Below are 19,705 nucleotides of genomic sequence, written 5' to 3' on the forward strand. Positions count from 1 at the left end.
AGTCCAGAGCCGGAGCCTCATGCCAAATACCCTGGAGTTGGTCCTTTTGCTGCTGGCGTCGGCAGTCGTCATGGTGGGGATTTTCCGCAGTCTCAATCTGCCTCCGGTGCTTGGTTATCTGCTGGTCGGGGCGGCGGTCGGACCCCATGCCCTTAAGCTCGTGCACTCGTCCGAAGGGGCAAATCACCTGGCCGAATTCGGGGTGGTTTTTCTGATGTTCTCGATCGGTCTGGAGTTTTCATTGCCGCGTCTGCTGGCAATGAAGCGCATCGTGTTCGGCTTGGGTTCGGCGCAGGTGCTGGGCTGCATCGTGCTCGTGATGGCGATCGGACACTTGTTCGGGCTCAGCTGGGGGGCCAGCCTGGCGCTGGGCAGCACGCTGGCGATGTCATCCACGGCGATTCTGTCGAAACTCCTCGCAGACCGGATGGAACTCGACAGCAGGCATGGACGCGAGACCATCGGCGTGCTGTTGTTCCAGGATATCGCGGTGGTGCCCCTGCTGATCCTCATTCCAGCGCTGTCGCGCCCGGCGGAAGAGCTGGCCGTTACCCTGGGTCTGGCGGCCCTGAAGGGAGCGGCTTTGCTGGTGCTGGTGCTGGTGTTCGGTCAGCGCCTGATGCGTGCGTGGTTCACGGTTGTGGCGCGGCGTCGTTCGGGCGAGTTGTTCATGCTCAACGTCCTGCTGATCACGCTGGGGTTGGCATGGTTGTCCGAGCTTGTCGGCCTGTCTTTAGCGCTGGGGGCATTTTTGGCCGGCATGCTGATCTCGGAAACCGAATTTCGCTACCAGGTCGAGGAGGACATCAAGCCCTTTCGCGACGTGCTGCTGGGCTTGTTCTTCGTAACGGTCGGAATGTTCCTCGACGTCGGCCTGATTGTCGACAATCTGCCCGTGGTGCTGGGGCTGGTGCTGGGCTTGCTCGTTTTCAAGTGCGCCATCGTATTCGCTGCTTCGCGCGCCTTTGGCTCGTCGGCGGGGACGGCGCTGCGGACCGGCCTATGGTTATGCGCTGGCGGTGAATTCGGTTTCGTGCTGGTGTCGGACATCGACGGTCTTGGCCTCATGCCCCCGGCGCTGTTGCAGGCTACCGTCGCGGCACTGGTCCTCTCGATGCTCATTGCGCCCTTCGTGGTGCAGGCCAGCGACAAGCTGGTAATGCGTTTCGTCGCATCCGAGTGGCTGTTGCGTTCGATGGAGCTGACGCGTGTGGCGGCGCAGTCGATGAACACCAGCAAGCACATCATCATCTGCGGCTATGGTCGCAGCGGGCAGTACATGGCGCGTTTCATGGAGCAGGAAAACGTCAGCTATGTCGCGCTCGACCTCGATCCCGAGCGCGTGCGTGAGGCCGGTGCGGCGGGCGACACGGTGGTGTATGGCGACGCGTCGCGGCACGAGACCTTGATGGCGGCGGGCATCATGCGCGCGAGCGCGCTGGTGATTTCGTTCGGCGAAGTCGAGGCGGCGTTGCGCGTGATGCACCGTGCGCTGGCCTTGCGGCCGGATCTGCCGATCGTCACTCGCGCGTCCGACGAAAAGGACATGGACCGTCTGGCGCAAGGAGGTGCCGCCGAGGTGGTGCCAGAGGCCTTCGAAGGCAGCATCATCCTCGCCTCGCATGCGCTGGCGCTGATCGGCGTGCCGCTCAATCGCGTGGTGCGACGCATTCGCGACGTGCGTAACCAGCGGTATGCGCTGATGCGGGGCTTCTTTCATGGTGCTTCGGACGCCGCTGACGGTCCCGATGCGCGCCAGCTGCGCCTGCATCCGGTGACGTTGCCGCCTGGGGCGCACGCCGTTGGAAAGACGATCGGAATGCTTGCGCTGGAAAACCTGGGCGTCACCGTTTCGGCGGTGCGCCGGCGCAATATCCGCGGTCTTGCACCAAGCGCCGAAACGCAGATGATGGCCGGCGACGTGGTCGTGCTGCTGGGGGTGCCCGGTGATCTCGAGCAGGCCGAGGGGCGACTGTTGAGGGGCTAGGTCGCGCCATGGTTCCGGCTGTTTCGGAATGCCTTCATTTTGCAACACCCGGGAATCGGTTCATGTTCGCGGCGATCGCTCTGTTAAACTAATCGGTTTTGAAGAACCCTGAGGGCGTGCCGACTTGGCTTCCGAAACCGACAATCTGCTCGTGAGCCTTAAAGATGTCCGCTTCGCCTATGGCGAACGCGAGATTCTGCGCGGTATCGACTTGACTGTGCCGCGCGGGAAAGTGGTCGCGATCATGGGGGGCAGCGGCTGTGGCAAGACCACGCTGCTGCGGCTGATCGGCGGGCAACTGCGCGCGTCGGGCGGTACGGTCGACGTGGACGGGCGGGAGATTGCGAGTCTGTCGACGGCGGACCTTTACGCGCTGCGGCGGCGCATGGGCATGCTGTTCCAGTTCGGCGCATTGTTCACTGACATGTCGGTGTTCGACAACGTGGCCTTTCCGCTGCGGGAGCACACTGACCTGCCGTTCGGGCTGATCCGCGATATGGTCCTGATGAAGCTCAATGCGGTGGGCTTGCGCGGCGCCGCGGAGCTCAAGCCGGCGGAGCTTTCAGGAGGCATGGCGCGCCGCGTGGCGTTGGCGCGTGCAATTGCCCTCGATCCGATGCTGATCATGTACGACGAGCCGTTTGCCGGCCTGGACCCGATCTCGCTCGGCGTGATCGGTCAGCTGATCCGCAAGCTTAACGACGCTCTCGGCGCGACGACGATCATGGTGACGCACGACATCATGGAATCCCTGCTGATCGTCGATTACATCTATTTCGTTTCCGAAGGACGCGTTGTTGCGCAGGGCACTCCGGACGAGTTGCGCGCTTCGGATGATCCCTTCGTCTACCAGTTCATTCATGCCGAGCCCGACGGTCCGGTGCCCTTCCATTATCCGGCCGGGCCGCTGGCCGACAGTCTCATTGGCGGGGTGGGGGCATGAACGGGCTATTGAATGTCGTGCGCCTGCTCGGCGCCATGGTGACCGAGGCGATCTGGCGCACCGGTTTCGGTGCCCGTTTTTTCATCCTGCTGCTGCGGCACTCGGGGCAATCGCTGACGCGTGTGCATTTGACGATCCGGGAGCTCTACTTCAGCGGCGTACTTTCCCTGCTGATCATCGTCGTGTCAGGTCTCTTCGTCGGTATGGTCCTCGCAATGCAGGGCTATGAAACCCTGCAGCGTTACGGTTCCGGCGATGCGCTCGGGGTGCTGGTGGCGCTGTCATTGACGCGCGAACTGGGGCCGGTCGTCGCCGGGCTGTTGTTCGCGAGCCGGGCCGGTCTGGCCGTCACTGCGGAGATTGGCCTGATGAAGACCACCGAGCAGCTCGACGCGATGGACATGATGGCGGTCAATCCGATCGCGCGGGTCGTTGCGCCGCGTTTCTGGGGGGGCGTGATCTCCATGCCCCTGCTTGCCGCGCTGTTTTCGGCGATGGGCGTGTTCGGCGGCTGGTTGATCGGCGTCGTGCTCATCGGCGTCGATGAAGGTGCTTTCTGGTCGCAGATGCAGGCCGCAGTCGATTTTCGCTTCGACATCATGAATGGCGTCGTCAAGAGCGTGGTGTTTGGTGCCGCGGTGTCGCTGATCGCTGTGTTCGAGGGCTACGACTGCACGCCCACGGCCGAAGGGCTGTCGCGCGCCATCACCCGTACGGTTGTGACTTCCGCGCTGGCCATCCTGGCGCTGGATTTCGTGCTTACATCTCTAATGTTCCGAGGGCAGTCATGAGCCGCACAAAGCTCGACCTGTGGGTCGGTTTCTTCGTCGTCATCGGCATGGGAGCGCTGCTGTTTCTGGCGCTCAAAGTCGGCAATCTCGGCGGATCGAACTTCACTGATACCTATGTGGTGATGGCAAGGTTCGACAATATCGGCGGCCTGAAGGTCAGGGCGCCCGTCAAGAGTGCAGGGGTCGTAGTCGGACGGGTCACGAATATCGGTTTCGATACCTCGGGGTACCGCGCCGAGGTGACTTTCGCGCTTGATACCCGCTATCAGTTCCCGCGCGACACGATCGCGACGATCCTGACGTCCGGACTGCTCGGCGAGCAGTATCTTGGTCTCGATCCAGGAGGCGAAGCCGAGATGCTGAAGGGCGGCGAGGTGGTGCAGATCACCCAGTCGGCAGTGGTCCTCGAGAAGTTGATTGGTCAGTTCATGTTCGACAAGGCGGCCGAGGCGCCGGCGAACTGATCCGGGCGGGACCAGTCCGAGAATGATAATGAAGAGAAAATTTCCCCAAATACACGCCGCAGTCGTCGCAGTTGCCCTTGGCGCTCTGGTTCTGAGTGGGTGCGCGACACGCGCCGCCAACCCCGACGACCCGCTGGAAACCTATAACCGTGCGATGTTCGGTTTCAATGAGACGGTCGACCAGGCGGTCATCCGCCCGGTGGCGGAAGCCTATGACGCCGCAACGCCCTTGCCGGTGCGGACCGGAATCGGCAATTTCTTCGGGAATCTCGGTGATCTGTGGATTGGCGGCAACAACCTGCTGCAGGGCAAGCTCGGTGATGGTCTGAGCGACTTGCTGCGTTTTGGGCTCAATTCGACGGTCGGCATCCTCGGGTTCTTCGATGTCGCGTCCGAACTCGAACTGCCCAAACACGACGAGGATTTCGGCCAGACTCTGGGACGCTGGGGGGTCGGCGAAGGGGCCTACTTCGTGGTGCCCTTCTTCGGTCCGCGCACGCTGCGTGATGCGGTCGTTTTGCCGGTCGACATGTACGGTGACAACGTGTGGGGGATCGGCGATGTGCCGACCCGCAACGTCATGACGGCCCTGCGCCTGGTCCATGCCCGTGCCAACCTGCTCGGTATCGACAAGACACTGGACGAGGGGACGCTGGACAAGTATTCCTACGCGCGTGATTTTTATCTGCAGCAGCGTCGCTACAAGGTTTTCGACGGCAATCCCCCGCTTGAAGACATCGAGTTCAATGGTGCCGCGCTGCCTCCGGGCTACGCGACAGATATCGCCGCGCAAACCGCGGTCAATCAGCTTCAGTTGGTGAGTGTGGGCGCAGGCGACTTCGGTGTCGCCGCCGCTTCTTCAAGGTGATGACGATGAAGAAATTTTTCCTTTCCCTGTTTTTTCTGTTTTCGCTCGTGCCGGCGCATGCCGCCGACGCGGGTATGAGCCCCGATGCGCTGGTGCGCGGGGTCAGCGATGACGTGCTGTCGATCGTTCGCCACGACAAGGCAATCCAGGCTGGCGATACGCGGCGGGTGGTTGATCTGGTCGAGGAAAAGGTCCTGCCGCACTTCAATTTTCGCCGCATGACGATGCTGGCGGTGGGCAAGGACTGGCGGCAGGCCAGCCCGGAGCAGCAGAACAAGCTCGTCGATGCCTTCCGCACGCTGCTGGTGCGCACTTATTCCAATGCGCTGACGCAATACCGTGACCAGACCATCGGTTACAAACCGCTGAAAGTCGGGGAGGCGGACACCTCGGTGCGCGTACAGACCGAAGTCCGGCAGGCCGGCGCTCAGCCGATCAATATCGACTACTCGCTAGAGAAGACCAGCGAGGGGTGGAAAGTGTTCGATGTGGTGGTGGCCGGCGTCAGCCTGGTGACGAACTACCGCGGCACTTTCGCACAGGAAATCCGTGTCGGAGGCGTCGACGGGTTGATCCGCTCGCTTGAGCAGAAAAACCGCAATCTCGCCGCGACGCCCGCGCATTCATGAGCGGATCGGCTGACGAAGTATTGTCGATCGACGGTCCGCTTACCATGGCGACCGTCGGCGCATGGCTCGAGCGGGGGCGCGCAAGAGCGCGTGCCGGCGATCTGGTCGTGGACTTCTCCGCGGTGACCGCGGCGGACTCCGCCGCCCTGGCACTGCTGTTCGACTGGCTGCGCGTGGCGAAGCAGGCCGGGCGCACCATCCGCCAGGCCGGGATGCCCGCCGGGATGCGCAGTCTCGCCACGCTTTACGGCGTCGATGAGCTGCTGCCGGCCGAGGCCTGAGCGCGACGTTCGCTGATGACGTGTCCTGCCCTGCGGATCGTATCCGCCACCAAACGTTATGGCACGCTGCAGGCGCTTGCCGGGGTCGACCTCGAAGTCGCCCAAGGCGAATTCTTCGGCCTGCTAGGGCCCAACGGTGCCGGTAAGACGACACTGATCTCGGCGCTTTCCGGGCTCGTTCGCCCGGATGGCGGCATCTTCGAGGTCATGGGGCATAACGTCGTCACCGACTACCGCAACGCCCGCCGCAAGCTTGGCGTGGTGCCGCAGGAACTGGTGTTCGACCCCTTCTTCTCGGTGCGCGAACTGCTGCGCATCCAGTCGGGCTACTTCGGCATCCGCGGCAACGACGACTGGATCGACGAAATCCTTGCCAATCTCGACCTCACAGCCAAGGCCGGCGCCAACATGCGCATGCTTTCGGGTGGCATGAAGCGCCGTGTGCTGGTGGCACAGGCACTGGTGCATCGCCCGCCGGTCATCGTGCTCGATGAGCCGACTGCCGGTGTCGATGTCGAATTGCGTCAGGGGCTGTGGCAGTTCATCCGCAAGCTCAACCGCGATGGCCATACCATCGTGCTGACCACCCATTACCTCGAAGAGGCCGAAGCCTTGTGCGGGCGCATCGCGATGCTCAAGGCCGGGCGGGTGGTGGCTCTGGATACCACCGAAAACCTGCTGCGCCGTTTTGCTAGCCATGCACTTCGGGTGCGTCTGGAACGCCCGGAAAATGCATCGGCGCTGGGGGCGACGCTGTCGGACAGCGGCTGGGCGGAGTTCGCGCTGGAGCGCTATGAGGACGTCGAGCCGGCACTCGCGCGCCTGCGCGAGGCGGGCGGCCGGATACTTGAAATGCGGCTCGGCGAAGCCGACCTCGAGCGGGTATTCGTGGAGGTCATGAACCGTGCATGAGGCGCGCCTGATCGGATTCCGCACCTTGTTGTACAAGGAGGTGCTGCGCTTCTGGAAGGTCGGCTTTCAGACGGTGGCCGCGCCGGTGCTCAACGCGCTGCTCTTTCTGCTGATCTTCTCGCACGTGCTCGATCGCCACGTCACCGTGTATGGCGATGTCGCCTACACTGCTTTCCTGGTGCCGGGGCTGGTGATGATGTCGCTGCTGCAGAATGCGTTTGCCAACAGTTCATCGTCGCTGATCCAGAGCAAGATCACCGGCAACATCATCTTCGTGCTGCTGCCGCCGCTGTCGTATCGCGAGTTCTATGCCGCCTACGTGATTGCGTCAATGCTGCGGGGGCTGTTCGTTGGTTGCGGGGTGTTGCTGGTGTCGTTCCCGTTCGTCGATCTGCCGATTGCCGCACCGGCATGGGTACTCGTCTTTGCCTTGATCGGCGGGGCGATTCTTGGGTCGCTGGGCGTCATCGCGGGGATCTGGGCGGACAAGTTCGACCAGCTCGCGGGTTTCCAGAACTTCCTGATCATGCCGCTGACTATGCTGTCCGGCGTGTTCTATTCGATCCACTCCCTGCCGCAGATGTGGCAGGACGTGTCGCACATCAATCCGTTCTTCTTCATGATCGACGGTTTCCGCTACGGGTTCTTCGGCCAGTCCGACGTTTCTCCCTGGCTGAGCCTCGGCGTGGTGAGTGTCTGTTTCGTGTTACTTGCAGTGCTGACCCTGGCGATGCTCGCCCGGGGCTACAAGCTGCGGGCTTGAGGGAATCTAAAATGTTCGAAGCTGCAGAAATCAAGCGTCTCATCGAGCAGGGCATGTCCTGCGAATTCGTCGAGATCCAGGGCGATGACGGTGTGCATTTCACCGGCATCGTCGTCAGTGCCGAGTTCGAGGGCAAGCCCAAGGTGCGCCAGCATCAGGCTGTGTATGCCACGCTCGGCAAGCTGATGGGCAACGAGATCCATGCCCTGCAGCTGCAGACCTACGCCCCGGCCAAATGGGCCGAAGTACGCACTGAACTCGGATTCTGAGCGCCGCGCGATGGATAAGCTGCTGATTGAAGGCGGGGTGCGCCTTTCGGGCGAGACCGCCATATCCGGCGCCAAGAATGCCGCCCTGCCGATCCTGTGCGCAGCGCTGCTGACGCGTGAGCCGGTCACCTTCACCAATGTGCCGCAACTCAATGACATTGGCACGCTGCTCAAGCTGCTCGCGCAGATGGGCGTGAAGGTCAGTCGTGGCAGCGGCAGCGATGCCGGTACCGTCACGCTCGACGCGTCGGCGCTCGACAACCCGGTCGCGCCGTACGAGATGGTCAAGACCATGCGTGCATCGATTCTCGTGCTCGGGCCCTTGGTCGCACGCTGTGGCGAGGCAAAAGTCAGCCTGCCCGGCGGCTGTGCGATCGGCGCGCGGCCGGTTGACCAGCACATCAAGGGACTGCAGGCGATGGGCGCGCAGGTCACGGTCGAGCATGGCTACGTGCATGCAGTGGTGCCGCGCCTGAAAGGCGCACGCCTCTTCACCGACATGGTGACCGTGACCGGGACCGAGAATCTGATGATGGCCGCCTGCCTTGCGGATGGCGAGACGGTGATCGAGAACGCCGCGCGCGAGCCTGAAGTCGTCGATCTCGCAAACTGCCTGGTGGCGATGGGCGCACGTATTTCCGGTGCCGGCACCGACGTGATCCGCATCCGCGGTGTCGAGCAGCTGTCCGGCACAACGCACCGCATCATGCCCGACCGCATCGAAACCGGGACCTACCTGTGCGCCGCGGCGGCATCCGGCGGCGAGATCCGTCTGACCCGCACCTCGACGGCCTATCTCGATTCGGTGATCGACAAGCTAATGGATGCCGGTTGCGAAGTCATCAGCGAACGCGACGCGATCCGCCTCAAGGCGCCTGCGCGGCTGACTTCCGTGAGCATCCGGACGTCGCCCTACCCGGCGTTCCCGACCGACATGCAGGCGCAGTTCATGGCGATCAACGCGGTCGCCAATGGCACCGCGATCATCCGTGAAACCATCTTCGAAAACCGCTTCATGCATGCAGTGGAGCTGCAGCGCCTCGGCGCCGACATCCGCATCGACGGCAACATGGCCGTGGTGCAGGGTGTTTCACAGCTGCAGGGCGCGACCGTGATGGCAACCGATCTGCGCGCCTCGGCGAGTCTCGTCATCGCCGGTCTCGTGGCTGAAGGCGAAACCGTGATCGAGCGCATCTACCACCTCGACCGCGGTTACGAGCGCCTTGAAGAGAAGCTCGCTGCGCTCGGCGCGCGGGTGCGTCGCCTGGCGTAATCCGTCCGGCGCTCCGGTGCGGGCGCAGGGGCGGGTTACAATGTTTTCCCCCGATTTTTCCGAGGCTGCCTTCGTGTCCAGCATCACCCTCGCTCTCTCCAAGGGCCGCATTTTCGAGGAAACGCTGCCGCTGCTGGCGGCGGCCGGCATCACGCCCGCCGACAATCCGGAGACCTCGCGCAAGCTGATCATCGGCACCAACCGGCCGGATGTCCGGCTGGTCATCGTGCGGGCGACCGATACGCCGACCTACGTGCAATATGGCGCCGCCGATCTCGGCATCGCTGGCAAGGACGTGCTGCTGGAGCACGGCGGGGCGGGACTTTATCAGCCGCTCGACCTGAATATCGCCAAATGCCGCCTGTGTGTGGCCACGCGCAAGGGCTTCGACTATGCAGCGGCGACCCGGCCCGGCGGGCGCATCCGTGTTGCGACGAAGTACATTAACAGTGCCAAGGCACACTTCGCTGCGAAAGGCGTGCACGTCGATCTGATCAAGCTGTACGGTTCGATGGAGCTCGCGCCGCTGGTCGGACTGGCCGATGCGATCGTCGACCTGGTTTCCAGCGGCGGCACCCTGCGGGCCAATAATCTCGAGGAAGTCGAGGACATCATGCCGATCAGTTCGCGCCTGATCGTCAATCAGGCTTCGCTCAAGCTCAAGCGCGAACTCATCCGGCCGGTGCTGGATGCCTTTGCCGGAGCCGTGAAATGACTGCCTTGCCTGCCACGATCCGCCGTCTCGACGCCCGCGATCCCGAGTTCCTGTCGACCCTCGATGCGCTGCTCGCGTTCGAAGGCGGCGACGATGCCCGCATCGATGCCGCAGTGACCGAGATCCTGCGCGCCGTGCGTACCACGGGCGACGCGGCGGTCATCGAATACACGCGCCGCTTCGACCATCTCGACGTCAAATCGATGGCGGCGCTGGAGTTGCCGAAGTCGGAATTGAAGGCCGCCCTCGACAGCCTCAGCGTCGAGCAGCGCGAAGCACTGCGCGTTGCGGCCGACCGCGTGCGCATCTATCACGAGCGCCAGCGCGCCGAATCGTGGGACTACGTCGAGGCCGACGGCACCCGTCTGGGCCAGAAAGTCACTCCGCTCGATCGCGTGGGTCTGTACGTGCCGGGCGGGCGTGCGTCCTATCCGAGTTCGGTATTGATGAATGCGATTCCCGCGAAGGTGGCGGGAGTGGGCGAGCTCATCATGGTCGTGCCGACCCCCAGGGGCGAGAAAAATCCGCTGGTGCTGGCCGCCGCGGCGATCACCGGCGTCGACCGCGTGTTCACCATAGGCGGTGCGCAAGCGGTCGCTGCGCTCGCGTACGGCACCCAGACGCTGCCGCAGGTCGACAAGATCGTCGGCCCCGGCAACGCCTATGTCGCGGAAGCCAAGCGCCGCGTTTTCGGTACCGTCGGCATCGACATGGTCGCCGGCCCGTCCGAAGTATTGATTATCTCCGATGGCAGCGGCCACGCCGACTGGGTGGCGATGGATTTGTTTGCACAGGCCGAGCACGACGAACTCGCGCAGTCGATTCTGCTGTGTACCGACGCCGCCTTCATCGATGCGGTCGAGGCGTCGATCGAGCGGCTGCTGCCGACGATGCCGCGCCGCGAAACGATCGCCGCCTCCCTTGCCAACCGTGGCGCACTGATCCACGTCGAGAGTCTGGAGCAGGCTTGCGCGATCGCTAACCGGATTGCGCCGGAGCACCTCGAGTTGTCGATGGATGATGCGGAGCCCTGGATCGACCGCATCCGCCACGCCGGCGCCATCTTCGTCGGCCACTGGTCGGTCGAGGCGTTGGGCGACTACTGCGCCGGTCCCAATCACGTGCTGCCGACGATGCGCAGCGCGCGTTTCTCGTCGCCGCTCGGCGTCTACGATTTTCAGAAACGCACCAGCATCATCCAGATTTCCGAAGCTGGCGCACAGACGTTGGGCCGTGTCGCCTCGACGCTCGCTCACGGTGAAGGATTGCAGGCGCATGCGCGTTCGGCGGAGATGCGGCTGCGCGGGTGAGTGTCTGCATCGTTGTCACGGGGGCGGATCGGCGCCGCTGCACGTGGTTTCAGCCGCCGCCCGTGGTGTTTGAAACGATTTACCCCAGAATCTTCCGCAACGCCCCGATGAGCGCGCCGCACTGCGCGTCCGTCCCCACCGTGATCCGCAGAAACTGCTCGATCCGCGGCTGGCGGAAGTGGCGCACGATGATCGCCTGCTTGCGCAGTTCCGCGGCCAGTTCGCCCGCATCGCGCGCGGGATGACGCGCGAACACGAAGTTCGCGGCCGACGGCAGCACCTCGAAACCCAGCGACGCGAGATCCGCGATGAGTTGCTCGCGCGTGCGGATGACCGCATTGCACGTGCGCTCGAAATACTCCTCGTCCTCGATCGCAGCGACCGCGCCGACGATCGCCAGGCGATCCAGCGGATAGGAATTGAAGCTGTCCTTCACGCGATCCAGCGCCTCGATCAGATCGGGGTGGCCCACCGCGAAGCCGACACGCAGGCCCGCCAGCGAGCGGGACTTCGAGAAAGTCTGCACCACCAGCAGGTTCGGGTAGCGGGCGGTCAGTGCAATGGCCGATTCGCCGCCAAAGTCGACGTAAGCCTCATCGACGACCACGACGCATTGCTGATTGCCCGCGACGATCCGCTCGATGTCGGCGAGCGGCAGCAGGCGGCCGGTAGGCGCGTTGGGGTTGGGAAAGATGATCCCGCCTGCGGCGTCCCCGTTCGGGAGGTAGTCATCGGGTCGGATCGCGAGGTTTTCATCCAGCGCGACGGTCTCGAACGTGATGCCGTACAGCCCGCAATACACCGGATAAAAACTGTACGAGATGTCAGGAAAGCGCAGCGGCCGGTCGTGCTTGAGCAAGGCCATGAACGCATGGGCCAGCACTTCGTCTGAACCGTTGCCAACGAATACCTGTCTCGGCGTGATGCCGTGACGGACCGCGATGGCATTTTTCAGCCGCTCGGCGGTCGGGTCCGGGTACAGGCGCAGTGCGTCCGATGCCTCCGCGCGGATCGCGTCGATCGCCCGCGGCGACGGCCCGTAGGGATGCTCGTTGGTGTTCAGCTTGACCAGATTGGCGAGCTTGGGCTGTTCGCCCGGAACGTAAGGGGTCAGGCCGTGGACGACGGCACTCCAGTATTGGCTCATCGGCGGATCGGATGCGGTGTCTGATAGGGAGTCGGAGTCGCGCTCGTGCGCCTGTCCGGTTCGTTCCGATTTTCCGGGACGGTCGGGCGGTAGGCATTGCGGCGGGACTGTCGGGCGATGGTATCATGGTGCGAGAGTGATGCCTGCTGGCGTCCCGATTCCCTATTACTGTCTACACACCCATGCGGCAAGCCGAAGTTACTCGCGACACACTGGAAACCCAAATCACCGTCCGTGTTGATCTGGATGGCAGCGGCAAGGCCAGTCTCGCCACCGGCGTTCCGTTCTTCGACCACATGCTCGATCAGATCGCCCGACACGGCGCCATCGATCTCGATATCAGGGCCGAAGGCGACACCCACATCGACGATCACCATACCGTCGAGGATGTCGGTATCACGCTGGGGCAGGCGTTCGCGAAGGCGCTTGGCGACAAGAAGGGTATCCGTCGTTACGGCCATGCCTACGTGCCGCTCGATGAAGCACTGTCGCGCGTAGTCGTGGATTTCTCCGGCCGTCCCGGGCTGCACTATTTTGTCAGCTATACCCGTGCCCGCATCGGCAACTTCGATGTCGACCTGGCGCGCGAATTCTTTCAGGGTTTCGTCAATCATGCCGGTGTCAGCCTGCATATCGACAACCTGCGGGGCGATAATGCCCACCATCAGTGTGAAACCATATTCAAGGCGTTTGGCCGCGCGCTGCGCATGGCGGCCGAGCGTGACGAGCGCGTCGCGGGGGTTATCCCTTCGACGAAGGGCGCACTCTGAGACTCCGCCGATCTTCCTGATTTTCTTGCGAGCGATTCCGCGATGAGCGACGTAGCCATCATCGACTACGGCATGGGTAATCTGCGTTCGGTGGCCAAGGCGATCGAACATGTGGCCCCTGACAAACAGGTGGTCGTGACTTCCGATCCCGCAGTGGTCGCAGCTGCCGGACGGGTCGTCTTTCCGGGGCAGGGCGCGATGCCGGACTGCATGCGCGAACTCGAACTGCGCGGCCTGCGCGGCGCGGTGTTCGATGCTGCGGCTTCCAAGCCCTTCCTCGGCATCTGCATTGGTCAGCAGATGCTGTTCGGCCACAGCGAAGAGGGTGATGTTCCCGGTCTCGGTATCCTTCCGGGCAATGTCGTGCGCTTTCCGGACATGAAGATGGTCGCGGCCGACGGCTCCCGACTGAAAGTCCCGCACATGGGGTGGAACGAGGTTCGCCAGTGTCACGCCCATCCGATGTGGGACGGCATTCCCGACGGCGAGCGTTTCTACTTCGTGCACAGCTATTTCGTCGTGCCCGACGAAGGGTCGCTGGTCGCGGCCGAGACCGACTATGGTTTGAGGTTTACCAGTGCAGTTGCACGGGCTAACATCTTTGCGGTTCAGTTCCATCCCGAAAAGAGTGCGCAGGCCGGCTTGCGGATGCTCGCAAATTTCATGTCCTGGGCACCCTGACTCGCATCATTTGGACCGAGTCGTTAAATTCCCATCCACTCCTGACAAGCAACCCATCCCCGTATGCTGCTGATTCCCGCTATCGATCTCAAGGACGGCCATTGTGTGCGCCTCAAGCAGGGCGAAATGGACGACGCAACGGTATTTTCCGAGGACCCGGCCGCGATGGCTCGGCACTGGATCAACCTCGGCGCCCGGCGCCTGCACCTGGTCGACCTGAACGGTGCCTTCGCCGGCAAGCCGAAGAACGGTGCGGCGATCCGGGCCATCGTCGATGAAGTCGGCGACGACATCCCGGTCCAGCTCGGCGGCGGGATTCGCGACCTCGATACCATCGAGCGCTATCTCGACAGCGGCATTTCCTACGTCATCATAGGCACCGCCGCGGTCAAGAACCCCGGTTTCCTGCACGACGCCTGCGGGGCCTTCCCGGGCCACATCATCGTCGGTCTGGATGCCAAGGACGGCAAGGTGGCTGTCGACGGCTGGTCCAAGATGACCGGCCACGACGTCGTGGACCTGGCAAAAAAGTACGAGGATTACGGCGTCGAGGCGGTGATCTATACCGACATCGGGCGCGACGGCATGCTCTCCGGCGTCAATATCGAAGCCACCGTGCGGCTCGCCCAGGCGTTGCGCATTCCGGTCATCGCCAGCGGCGGGATCGCCACTCTCTCCGACATTGACGCGTTGTGCGCAGTCGAGTCCGAAGGCGTCACGGGCGCGATCACGGGGCGTGCAATCTACGAAGGCACGCTGGACTTTGCCGCTGCCCAGGCGCGCGCTGACGAGCTTAACGGCGAAACCGCCTGATGCTCGCCAAGCGCATCATCCCCTGCCTGGATGTGAATGCCGGACGCGTGGTGAAGGGTGTGAATTTCGTCGAATTGCGCGACGCCGGCGATCCGGTGGAGATTGCCCGTCGCTACGATGAGCAGGGTGCAGACGAAATCACCTTTCTCGACATCACCGCCAGTTCCGATGCGCGTGACACCATTCTCCATGTGGTCGAACAGGTCGCGGAGCAGGTTTTCATTCCCCTCACGGTCGGTGGTGGCGTGCGTACGGTCGAGGACGTGCGGCGCCTGCTGAATGCCGGCGCCGATAAGGTTAGCATCAACACCGCGGCCGTGAATAATCCGCAGGTCGTGGCCGATGCGGCCGGCAAGGTCGGCAGCCAGTGCATCGTCGTTGCCATCGATGCCAAGCAGACCGCACCAGGGAAATGGGCGGTCTTCACGCACGGCGGCCGCAACAACACCGGGCTCGATGCGATCGAGTGGGCGAAGAAGGTGGCGGCGCTCGGTGCCGGTGAGATCCTCCTCACCAGCATGGATCGCGACGGCACCAAGATCGGCTTTGATCTCGGCCTCACGCGGGCCGTCGCCGATGCCGTATCGATTCCGGTGATTGCCAGCGGCGGGGTCGGCACGCTCGAGCACTTGGTTGAAGGTGTTTCGCAAGGACGCGCTGATGCGGTGCTCGCCGCGAGCATCTTCCATTTCGGCCAGCACACTGTGCGCGAGGCCAAGGAACTGATGCGTAGCCGCGGTATCGAGGTACGTCTATGATCGCGCCAAATTCGGCTCGCTGGCTCAACGATATCCATTGGGATGATCAGGGTCTGGTGCCGGTGATCGCCCAGGAAGCAGCAACCGGCGACGTCCTGATGTTCGCCTGGATGAACCGCGAGGCACTGCAGCGAACGGCTGAATCGGGCGAAGCGATCTATTGGTCGCGTTCGCGGCGCAAACTGTGGCACAAGGGCGAGGAGTCCGGCCACGTGCAGAAAGTGCTCGAGATCCGCATCGACTGCGATAACGACGTCGTGCTGTTGAAGGTCGAACAGGTCGGCGGCATTGCCTGCCACACCGGTCGTCACAGCTGCTTTTTCCAGCGCTACCTGGCCGAGGGCTCATGGGAGGCCGTCGACCCGGTGGTGAAAGATCCCAAGGATATCTATAAATGATCGACATCGAAGTGCTGCACCGCGTCGCCGCGACCCTTGCCGAGCGCAAGAAGGCCGATCCAGACTCGTCCTACGTGTCGAGTCTGTACGCCAAGGGTACCGACGCGATCTGCAAGAAGGTCGCCGAGGAAGCCGCCGAGACCATCATGGCGGCCAAGGACAAGGACATGCTCCACGTCGTCTGGGAGGTGACGGACCTGTGGTTCCACTCGATGGTGCTGCTGTCGCATTTCGGCCTTTCGGTCGATGACGTGCTGGCCGAGTTCCGGCGCCGCGAGGGCGTCTCCGGCATCGACGAGAAGAAATCCCGCACCACCGCGTGAGGTGAAAAGATGAGCGACTGTATTTTCTGCCGGATTGCTACGGGAGAGATTCCCTCGCGGAAGATCTACGAAGACGATCATGTGCTCGCCTTTCACGACATTCACCCGGTTGCGCCGGTTCACTTTCTCGTGATTCCGAAGCTGCATATCCCTTCGATGGCGGAACTGCTGCCGGAACACGTCGAAGTGATGGGGCGCGTGATGACCACTGCCGGTCGATTGGCGCACGAAACGGGCTGTACTGACGGCTTTCGCACCATTGTCAACACCGGCAGGGTGGGGCGTCAGGAGGTGTATCATCTACACGTTCACGTCCTGGGTGGCCCGGAAGTGCTTCCGGCCATGTTGAAGCGTTAAGGAGAGCGGTATGGGTTCATTCAGTATCTGGCACTGGCTGATCGTTCTGGTCATCGTCGTGCTGGTGTTCGGTACCAAGAAGCTGCGCAATATGGGCCAGGATCTGGGTGGCGCGGTGAAAGGTTTCAAGGACGGCATGAAGGAGTCGGAGAAAACGCCCGACGACGTTCAGCAGAAAATCGGCGGTGACACCATCGACGCTCAGGCGCGCGAAAAGTCCGATAAGGTCAATTCCTGAGCGCGCGTGGGTCGATGCTGGCAATAGGGGGCGCCGCTGCAGTGCGCCCCTTCGTTTTGGTGTCGGCCGCAAGCACATAGCCCAGCTTGTACAGGCTGCACAATCATGTTCGATTTCGGTTTTTCTGAACTCATCGTCATCGCAGTGGTGATGCTCATCGTGGTCGGGCCGGAGCGCCTGCCGAAGGTGGCGCGCACTGCGGGGCATCTCCTCGGCCGGCTCCAGCGCTATGTCACCGACGTCAAGTCGGACATCCAGCGCGAAATGCAGCTTGAAGATCTCAAGAAGCTCCAGCAGCAGGTGGAACAGCAGGCGCGCGAGCTCGAGTCCTCGGTGCGCAGCCAGATGAACAGCGTCGAAGCGGACTTGGGCAAGACCGCCGCCGAGGTGCAAAGCAGCGTCGCCATTGCGGCAAACGAATCGTCAGCGGCCGCGCCGGTTGCGGTCGAACAGGCGACGACCGTGCCGCTGGCGCCAGCCGGTGGGGCGAGCGAGACGGCTGCATTGCCGGCGAATCCGGCACCGGTGGACGGGGCGTCCGCTGAGCCGAGCCCGCAACTCGAGCTGGGCCTCGGGCCGGCTCCTTCACCCGGCCAGACGGCGGAGAAGGTATGAGCACGATGCAGGAAACCTTCATCTCGCATCTGATTGAACTGCGAGACCGCCTGTTGCGCGCTATCGTCGCGGTGCTCGTGGTGTTCGTCTGTCTGATGCCGTGGGCCGGGGACATTTACGATCTGCTGGCCATGCCGATGATGAGTACCCTGCCCGAGGGGACGCACATGATCGCCACCGGCGTCGTGACACCGTTTTTCGTGCCGGTCAAGGTGACGATGATGGTGGCGTTCGTGCTGGCCCTCCCGGTCGTCCTATATCAGGCCTGGGCGTTCATCGCCCCGGGGCTGTATGCGCATGAGCGTCGCCTCGGCTTGCCGCTGGTGTTCGGCACCACGATCCTGTTTCTGGCGGGGATGGCGTTTTGCTACTTCTTCGTCTTCGGAACGGTGTTCAAGTTCATTGCCGAGTTTGCGCCGAAGAGTATCGTTCCCGCGCCGGATATCGAGCAGTACCTGTCTTTCGTGATGACCTTGTTTCTCGCTTTCGGCCTGACTTTCGAAGTGCCGGTGGCGGTGATCCTGCTGGTGAAGACCGGCATGGTCAGTATCGCCAAGCTTCAGGAAGCGCGGCCTTACGTCATCGTCGGCGCGTTCGTCATCGCGGCAATCATCACTCCTCCGGATGTCGTCTCCCAGTTCATGCTGGCACTGCCGATGTGTCTGCTCTACGAACTGGGCATTCTGATTTCGCGCCTGGTAGCGAAACGCGATGCCGTGCCGGCCGAGCCCGGCGAAGACGAGCATGCGGCAGAACGCATCGAAGTGACCGGTCCGGACGGGAAATAGGCGAAGCGCCACGCCGGCTGGAGGCCGGCGGAAACTGATGGCGACGACCTAACGTTCGCTGGCGGGCGTTGGACGACGGCCGATCTCGACCTGCAGGTCCAGATCGGTATCGGCGCGGCGCACGTGGAACTGCGCGCGATGACCCGGAGGCAATCCGGCGACCATTTCCAGCATACCCTTGGGGTCGTGAACGGGTTTGCCTTCAACGCCGAGCAGGATGTCGCCGGGACGGATGCCGGCGTCTTCGGCCGGGCTGCCGCGCAGCACGCCGGCAATCAGCGCGCCCTCGGTATCCGGGATGCCGAAGGATTCGGCCAGTTCGGGCGTGATTTCCTGAATCTCCACACCAATCCAGCCGCGCGTCACCTGACCGGTGGCTACGATCTGCTCCAGCACGTTGCGCGCGATGGACACGGGAATCGCAAAGCCGATGCCGAGCGAACCGCCAGAGCGTGAATATATCGCGGTATTGATTCCGACGAGGCTGCCCTGGCTGTCGACCAGTGCGCCGCCCGAATTGCCCGGATTGATCGCGGCGTCCGTCTGGATATAGTTTTCGAAGGTATTGATGCCAAGCTGACTGCGGCCGAGGGCCGAAACAATGCCCATGGTCACCGTCTGGCCAACCCCGAACGGGTTGCCGATGGCAAGCACGACATCACCGACTTCAAGTGCGTCCTTCGCACCAAAGGTGATCGCGGGCAGTTGTCCGTTTCCTTGCAGCTTCAGCACGGCAAGGTCGGTTTCCGGATCGCGCCCGACTAGTTTGGCCGGGAACTTGCGGCCATCGTTGAGCGCGACTTCGATTTCGTCTGCGCCGTCGATGACGTGATTGTTGGTCAGGATGAAGCCGTCCGGGCTGGCAATGACGCCTGAACCGAGTCCCGACGCACGCTGTGCTGGGGCATTGTCCTGGCGGTCGCCGAAAAAATGGCGAAAGATCGGGTCGTCGAGCAGTGGGTGGCGCGGTCGGGCGATGTCTTTGGCCGTGTAGATATGCACTACGGCTGGCATCGAGCGTTTGGCTGCCTCGGCATAGGAGCCGGCTGCGGCGGTTGTGCTGGTTGCGCCGGTGCCGGGTGCTTCCAGGATTGCGACCACGGAAGCGGGCGCAGCGCCCTTGAGCCATTCGGGCTTCAGCGTATTCAGGACAAACAGCACCGCGACGCTGACCGTCACGGCCTGTGCAAAGATCAACCACAGGCGGCGCATAATGTTGCTCGATTTTGGCGAGTTGTCGGCGTTGCGCTCGCTATCAGGCCCGAAAACGTTGAATGGAGACGGTATGCACCTTGCCGAACTGCAAGCCCATCTGGATGAGCTGCTGGAAGTCCCACGGTATCGCGATTATTCCCCAAACGGCCTGCAAGTGGAAGGACGTGCCGAGGTGTGCCGCGTATTGTGCGGCGTGACGGCGAGTCAGGCGCTGCTGGACTTGGCCGTTGCGGAGGGCTGTGACGCGGTGCTGGTGCATCACGGGTATTTCTGGCGCGGTGAGGACGGGCGCATCACCGGGATTCGCAAGCGGCGCCTCGCGAGCTTGCTGTGCAATGACATCAGCCTGCTTGCCTATCATCTGCCACTCGATGCGCATTCCGAACTGGGCAACAAC

At 62.9% G+C, this 19,705-nt stretch carries 26 protein-coding genes; 24 read left to right on the top strand and 2 right to left on the bottom strand.

Features of this window, described 5'->3' with window-relative positions; all coding sequences use genetic code 11:
• Nucleotides 1–19: 19 nt before the first annotated feature.
• The 13 genes from GPA25_RS03095 to hisD all read left to right on the top strand — a co-directional run bounded on the left by GPA25_RS03095 (nucleotide 20) and on the right by hisD (nucleotide 11,205).
• Nucleotides 20–1,987 (top strand): monovalent cation:proton antiporter family protein, encoded by a 1,968-nt coding sequence (locus GPA25_RS03095; protein WP_169258881.1) that lies wholly within the window; start codon nucleotides 20–22, stop codon nucleotides 1,985–1,987.
• Nucleotides 1,988–2,111: 124 nt separating this feature from the next.
• Complete coding sequence (locus GPA25_RS03100) at nucleotides 2,112–2,930, top strand: ABC transporter ATP-binding protein (protein WP_169258882.1); 819 nt, start codon at nucleotides 2,112–2,114, stop codon at nucleotides 2,928–2,930.
• The gene (gene mlaE / locus GPA25_RS03105) at nucleotides 2,927–3,721 is read left to right on the top strand and encodes a lipid asymmetry maintenance ABC transporter permease subunit MlaE (RefSeq protein WP_169258883.1); all 795 of its coding nucleotides are present in this window, start codon (nucleotides 2,927–2,929) and stop codon (nucleotides 3,719–3,721) included. Before GPA25_RS03100 ends, mlaE begins: the two co-directional genes overlap by 4 nt.
• Nucleotides 3,718–4,185, top strand: a complete 468-nt coding sequence (gene mlaD, locus GPA25_RS03110; protein ID WP_169258884.1) for an outer membrane lipid asymmetry maintenance protein MlaD — start codon at nucleotides 3,718–3,720, stop codon at nucleotides 4,183–4,185. The genes mlaE and mlaD overlap by 4 nt, the downstream gene beginning before the upstream one ends.
• Nucleotides 4,186–4,213: 28 nt before the next feature.
• Nucleotides 4,214–5,053, top strand: a complete 840-nt coding sequence (locus GPA25_RS03115; protein WP_169258885.1) for an MlaA family lipoprotein — start codon at nucleotides 4,214–4,216, stop codon at nucleotides 5,051–5,053.
• Nucleotides 5,054–5,058: 5 nt separating this feature from the next.
• Nucleotides 5,059–5,682, top strand: a complete 624-nt coding sequence (locus GPA25_RS03120) for an MlaC/ttg2D family ABC transporter substrate-binding protein (RefSeq protein ID WP_169258886.1) — start codon at nucleotides 5,059–5,061, stop codon at nucleotides 5,680–5,682.
• Nucleotides 5,679–5,963, top strand: a complete 285-nt coding sequence (locus GPA25_RS03125) for an STAS domain-containing protein (RefSeq protein WP_169258887.1) — start codon at nucleotides 5,679–5,681, stop codon at nucleotides 5,961–5,963. Before GPA25_RS03120 ends, GPA25_RS03125 begins: the two co-directional genes overlap by 4 nt.
• Nucleotides 5,964–5,978: 15 nt before the next feature.
• The gene (locus tag GPA25_RS03130) at nucleotides 5,979–6,875 is read left to right on the top strand and encodes an ABC transporter ATP-binding protein (protein ID WP_169258888.1); all 897 of its coding nucleotides are present in this window, start codon (nucleotides 5,979–5,981) and stop codon (nucleotides 6,873–6,875) included.
• On the top strand, nucleotides 6,868–7,638 hold the full coding sequence (locus GPA25_RS03135) for an ABC transporter permease (protein ID WP_169258889.1): 771 nt from the start codon (nucleotides 6,868–6,870) through the stop codon (nucleotides 7,636–7,638). Before GPA25_RS03130 ends, GPA25_RS03135 begins: the two co-directional genes overlap by 8 nt.
• 11 nt (nucleotides 7,639–7,649) lie before the next feature.
• Entirely contained in the window at nucleotides 7,650–7,907 is a 258-nt protein-coding gene (locus GPA25_RS03140; protein ID WP_169258890.1) for a BolA family protein, read from the top strand.
• A gap of 10 nt (nucleotides 7,908–7,917) precedes the next feature.
• Nucleotides 7,918–9,180 (top strand): UDP-N-acetylglucosamine 1-carboxyvinyltransferase, encoded by a 1,263-nt coding sequence (gene murA, locus GPA25_RS03145; RefSeq protein WP_169258891.1) that lies wholly within the window; start codon nucleotides 7,918–7,920, stop codon nucleotides 9,178–9,180.
• A gap of 73 nt (nucleotides 9,181–9,253) precedes the next feature.
• Nucleotides 9,254–9,895: an ATP phosphoribosyltransferase gene (gene hisG, locus GPA25_RS03150; protein WP_169258923.1), complete on the top strand. Its 642-nt coding sequence runs from the start codon at nucleotides 9,254–9,256 to the stop codon at nucleotides 9,893–9,895.
• Nucleotides 9,892–11,205 carry a histidinol dehydrogenase gene (hisD, locus tag GPA25_RS03155; protein WP_169258892.1) on the top strand — a complete coding sequence of 438 codons (1,314 nt, stop codon included), beginning with the start codon at nucleotides 9,892–9,894 and terminating at the stop codon, nucleotides 11,203–11,205. Before hisG ends, hisD begins: the two co-directional genes overlap by 4 nt.
• 79 nt (nucleotides 11,206–11,284) lie before the next feature.
• Here hisD and hisC read toward each other — a convergent pair whose 3' ends face one another.
• Entirely contained in the window at nucleotides 11,285–12,352 is a 1,068-nt protein-coding gene (hisC, locus tag GPA25_RS03160; protein ID WP_169258893.1) for a histidinol-phosphate transaminase, read from the bottom strand.
• Nucleotides 12,353–12,534: 182 nt separating this feature from the next.
• Between hisC and hisB the strand changes: the two genes are divergently transcribed.
• The 10 genes from hisB to tatC all read left to right on the top strand — a co-directional run bounded on the left by hisB (nucleotide 12,535) and on the right by tatC (nucleotide 18,093).
• On the top strand, nucleotides 12,535–13,122 hold the full coding sequence (hisB, locus tag GPA25_RS03165; RefSeq protein ID WP_169258894.1) for an imidazoleglycerol-phosphate dehydratase HisB: 588 nt from the start codon (nucleotides 12,535–12,537) through the stop codon (nucleotides 13,120–13,122).
• A gap of 42 nt (nucleotides 13,123–13,164) precedes the next feature.
• Nucleotides 13,165–13,803, top strand: a complete 639-nt coding sequence (gene hisH, locus GPA25_RS03170) for an imidazole glycerol phosphate synthase subunit HisH (RefSeq protein ID WP_169258895.1) — start codon at nucleotides 13,165–13,167, stop codon at nucleotides 13,801–13,803.
• Nucleotides 13,804–13,866: 63 nt separating this feature from the next.
• The gene (gene hisA / locus GPA25_RS03175; protein WP_169258896.1) at nucleotides 13,867–14,616 is read left to right on the top strand and encodes a 1-(5-phosphoribosyl)-5-[(5-phosphoribosylamino)methylideneamino]imidazole-4-carboxamide isomerase; all 750 of its coding nucleotides are present in this window, start codon (nucleotides 13,867–13,869) and stop codon (nucleotides 14,614–14,616) included.
• On the top strand, nucleotides 14,616–15,374 hold the full coding sequence (gene hisF / locus GPA25_RS03180; protein WP_169258897.1) for an imidazole glycerol phosphate synthase subunit HisF: 759 nt from the start codon (nucleotides 14,616–14,618) through the stop codon (nucleotides 15,372–15,374). Before hisA ends, hisF begins: the two co-directional genes overlap by 1 nt.
• Entirely contained in the window at nucleotides 15,371–15,772 is a 402-nt protein-coding gene (gene hisI, locus GPA25_RS03185) for a phosphoribosyl-AMP cyclohydrolase (RefSeq protein ID WP_169258898.1), read from the top strand. Before hisF ends, hisI begins: the two co-directional genes overlap by 4 nt.
• Nucleotides 15,769–16,095 carry a phosphoribosyl-ATP diphosphatase gene (locus tag GPA25_RS03190; RefSeq protein ID WP_169258899.1) on the top strand — a complete coding sequence of 109 codons (327 nt, stop codon included), beginning with the start codon at nucleotides 15,769–15,771 and terminating at the stop codon, nucleotides 16,093–16,095. The genes hisI and GPA25_RS03190 overlap by 4 nt, the downstream gene beginning before the upstream one ends.
• Nucleotides 16,096–16,104: 9 nt before the next feature.
• A complete protein-coding gene (locus GPA25_RS03195) occupies nucleotides 16,105–16,452 on the top strand; it encodes a histidine triad nucleotide-binding protein (RefSeq protein WP_169258900.1) in 348 nt (115 codons plus the stop codon).
• A 10-nt stretch (nucleotides 16,453–16,462) separates the two neighbouring features.
• Complete coding sequence (gene tatA / locus GPA25_RS03200) at nucleotides 16,463–16,690, top strand: Sec-independent protein translocase subunit TatA (protein ID WP_169258901.1); 228 nt, start codon at nucleotides 16,463–16,465, stop codon at nucleotides 16,688–16,690.
• Nucleotides 16,691–16,795: 105 nt separating this feature from the next.
• The gene (gene tatB / locus GPA25_RS03205) at nucleotides 16,796–17,305 is read left to right on the top strand and encodes a Sec-independent protein translocase protein TatB (protein ID WP_169258902.1); all 510 of its coding nucleotides are present in this window, start codon (nucleotides 16,796–16,798) and stop codon (nucleotides 17,303–17,305) included.
• Nucleotides 17,302–18,093, top strand: coding sequence for a twin-arginine translocase subunit TatC (gene tatC, locus GPA25_RS03210; protein WP_169258903.1), 792 nt, complete (start codon nucleotides 17,302–17,304; stop codon nucleotides 18,091–18,093). The genes tatB and tatC overlap by 4 nt, the downstream gene beginning before the upstream one ends.
• Before the next feature lie 48 nt (nucleotides 18,094–18,141).
• Here tatC and GPA25_RS03215 read toward each other — a convergent pair whose 3' ends face one another.
• Nucleotides 18,142–19,305, bottom strand: coding sequence for a Do family serine endopeptidase (locus tag GPA25_RS03215; protein WP_169258904.1), 1,164 nt, complete (start codon nucleotides 19,303–19,305; stop codon nucleotides 18,142–18,144).
• 73 nt (nucleotides 19,306–19,378) lie between these two features.
• Between GPA25_RS03215 and GPA25_RS03220 the strand changes: the two genes are divergently transcribed.
• Nucleotides 19,379–19,705: Nif3-like dinuclear metal center hexameric protein (locus tag GPA25_RS03220; protein ID WP_211162917.1), on the top strand; the 327-nt coding region annotated here is incomplete at its 3' end.

The sequence above is a fragment of the Aromatoleum diolicum genome, assembly GCF_012910955.1.
GTDB classification, from domain to species: Bacteria; Pseudomonadota; Gammaproteobacteria; order Burkholderiales; family Rhodocyclaceae; genus Aromatoleum; species Aromatoleum diolicum.

Coding starts and splice junctions, on each gene's coding strand:
- GPA25_RS03095 (WP_169258881.1), top strand. CDS start 20: ATGCCAAATACCCTGGAGTTGGTCCTTTTGCTGCTGGCGTCGGCAGTC.
- mlaE (WP_169258883.1), top strand. CDS start 2,927: ATGAACGGGCTATTGAATGTCGTGCGCCTGCTCGGCGCCATGGTGACC.
- mlaD (WP_169258884.1), top strand. CDS start 3,718: ATGAGCCGCACAAAGCTCGACCTGTGGGTCGGTTTCTTCGTCGTCATC.
- GPA25_RS03115 (WP_169258885.1), top strand. CDS start 4,214: ATGAAGAGAAAATTTCCCCAAATACACGCCGCAGTCGTCGCAGTTGCC.
- GPA25_RS03120 (WP_169258886.1), top strand. CDS start 5,059: ATGAAGAAATTTTTCCTTTCCCTGTTTTTTCTGTTTTCGCTCGTGCCG.
- GPA25_RS03125 (WP_169258887.1), top strand. CDS start 5,679: ATGAGCGGATCGGCTGACGAAGTATTGTCGATCGACGGTCCGCTTACC.
- GPA25_RS03130 (WP_169258888.1), top strand. CDS start 5,979: ATGACGTGTCCTGCCCTGCGGATCGTATCCGCCACCAAACGTTATGGC.
- GPA25_RS03140 (WP_169258890.1), top strand. CDS start 7,650: ATGTTCGAAGCTGCAGAAATCAAGCGTCTCATCGAGCAGGGCATGTCC.
- murA (WP_169258891.1), top strand. CDS start 7,918: ATGGATAAGCTGCTGATTGAAGGCGGGGTGCGCCTTTCGGGCGAGACC.
- hisD (WP_169258892.1), top strand. CDS start 9,892: ATGACTGCCTTGCCTGCCACGATCCGCCGTCTCGACGCCCGCGATCCC.
- hisC (WP_169258893.1), bottom strand. CDS start 12,352: ATGAGCCAATACTGGAGTGCCGTCGTCCACGGCCTGACCCCTTACGTT.
- hisB (WP_169258894.1), top strand. CDS start 12,535: ATGCGGCAAGCCGAAGTTACTCGCGACACACTGGAAACCCAAATCACC.
- hisH (WP_169258895.1), top strand. CDS start 13,165: ATGAGCGACGTAGCCATCATCGACTACGGCATGGGTAATCTGCGTTCG.
- hisA (WP_169258896.1), top strand. CDS start 13,867: ATGCTGCTGATTCCCGCTATCGATCTCAAGGACGGCCATTGTGTGCGC.
- hisF (WP_169258897.1), top strand. CDS start 14,616: ATGCTCGCCAAGCGCATCATCCCCTGCCTGGATGTGAATGCCGGACGC.
- hisI (WP_169258898.1), top strand. CDS start 15,371: ATGATCGCGCCAAATTCGGCTCGCTGGCTCAACGATATCCATTGGGAT.
- GPA25_RS03190 (WP_169258899.1), top strand. CDS start 15,769: ATGATCGACATCGAAGTGCTGCACCGCGTCGCCGCGACCCTTGCCGAG.
- GPA25_RS03195 (WP_169258900.1), top strand. CDS start 16,105: ATGAGCGACTGTATTTTCTGCCGGATTGCTACGGGAGAGATTCCCTCG.
- tatA (WP_169258901.1), top strand. CDS start 16,463: ATGGGTTCATTCAGTATCTGGCACTGGCTGATCGTTCTGGTCATCGTC.
- tatB (WP_169258902.1), top strand. CDS start 16,796: ATGTTCGATTTCGGTTTTTCTGAACTCATCGTCATCGCAGTGGTGATG.
- tatC (WP_169258903.1), top strand. CDS start 17,302: ATGAGCACGATGCAGGAAACCTTCATCTCGCATCTGATTGAACTGCGA.
- GPA25_RS03215 (WP_169258904.1), bottom strand. CDS start 19,305: ATGCGCCGCCTGTGGTTGATCTTTGCACAGGCCGTGACGGTCAGCGTC.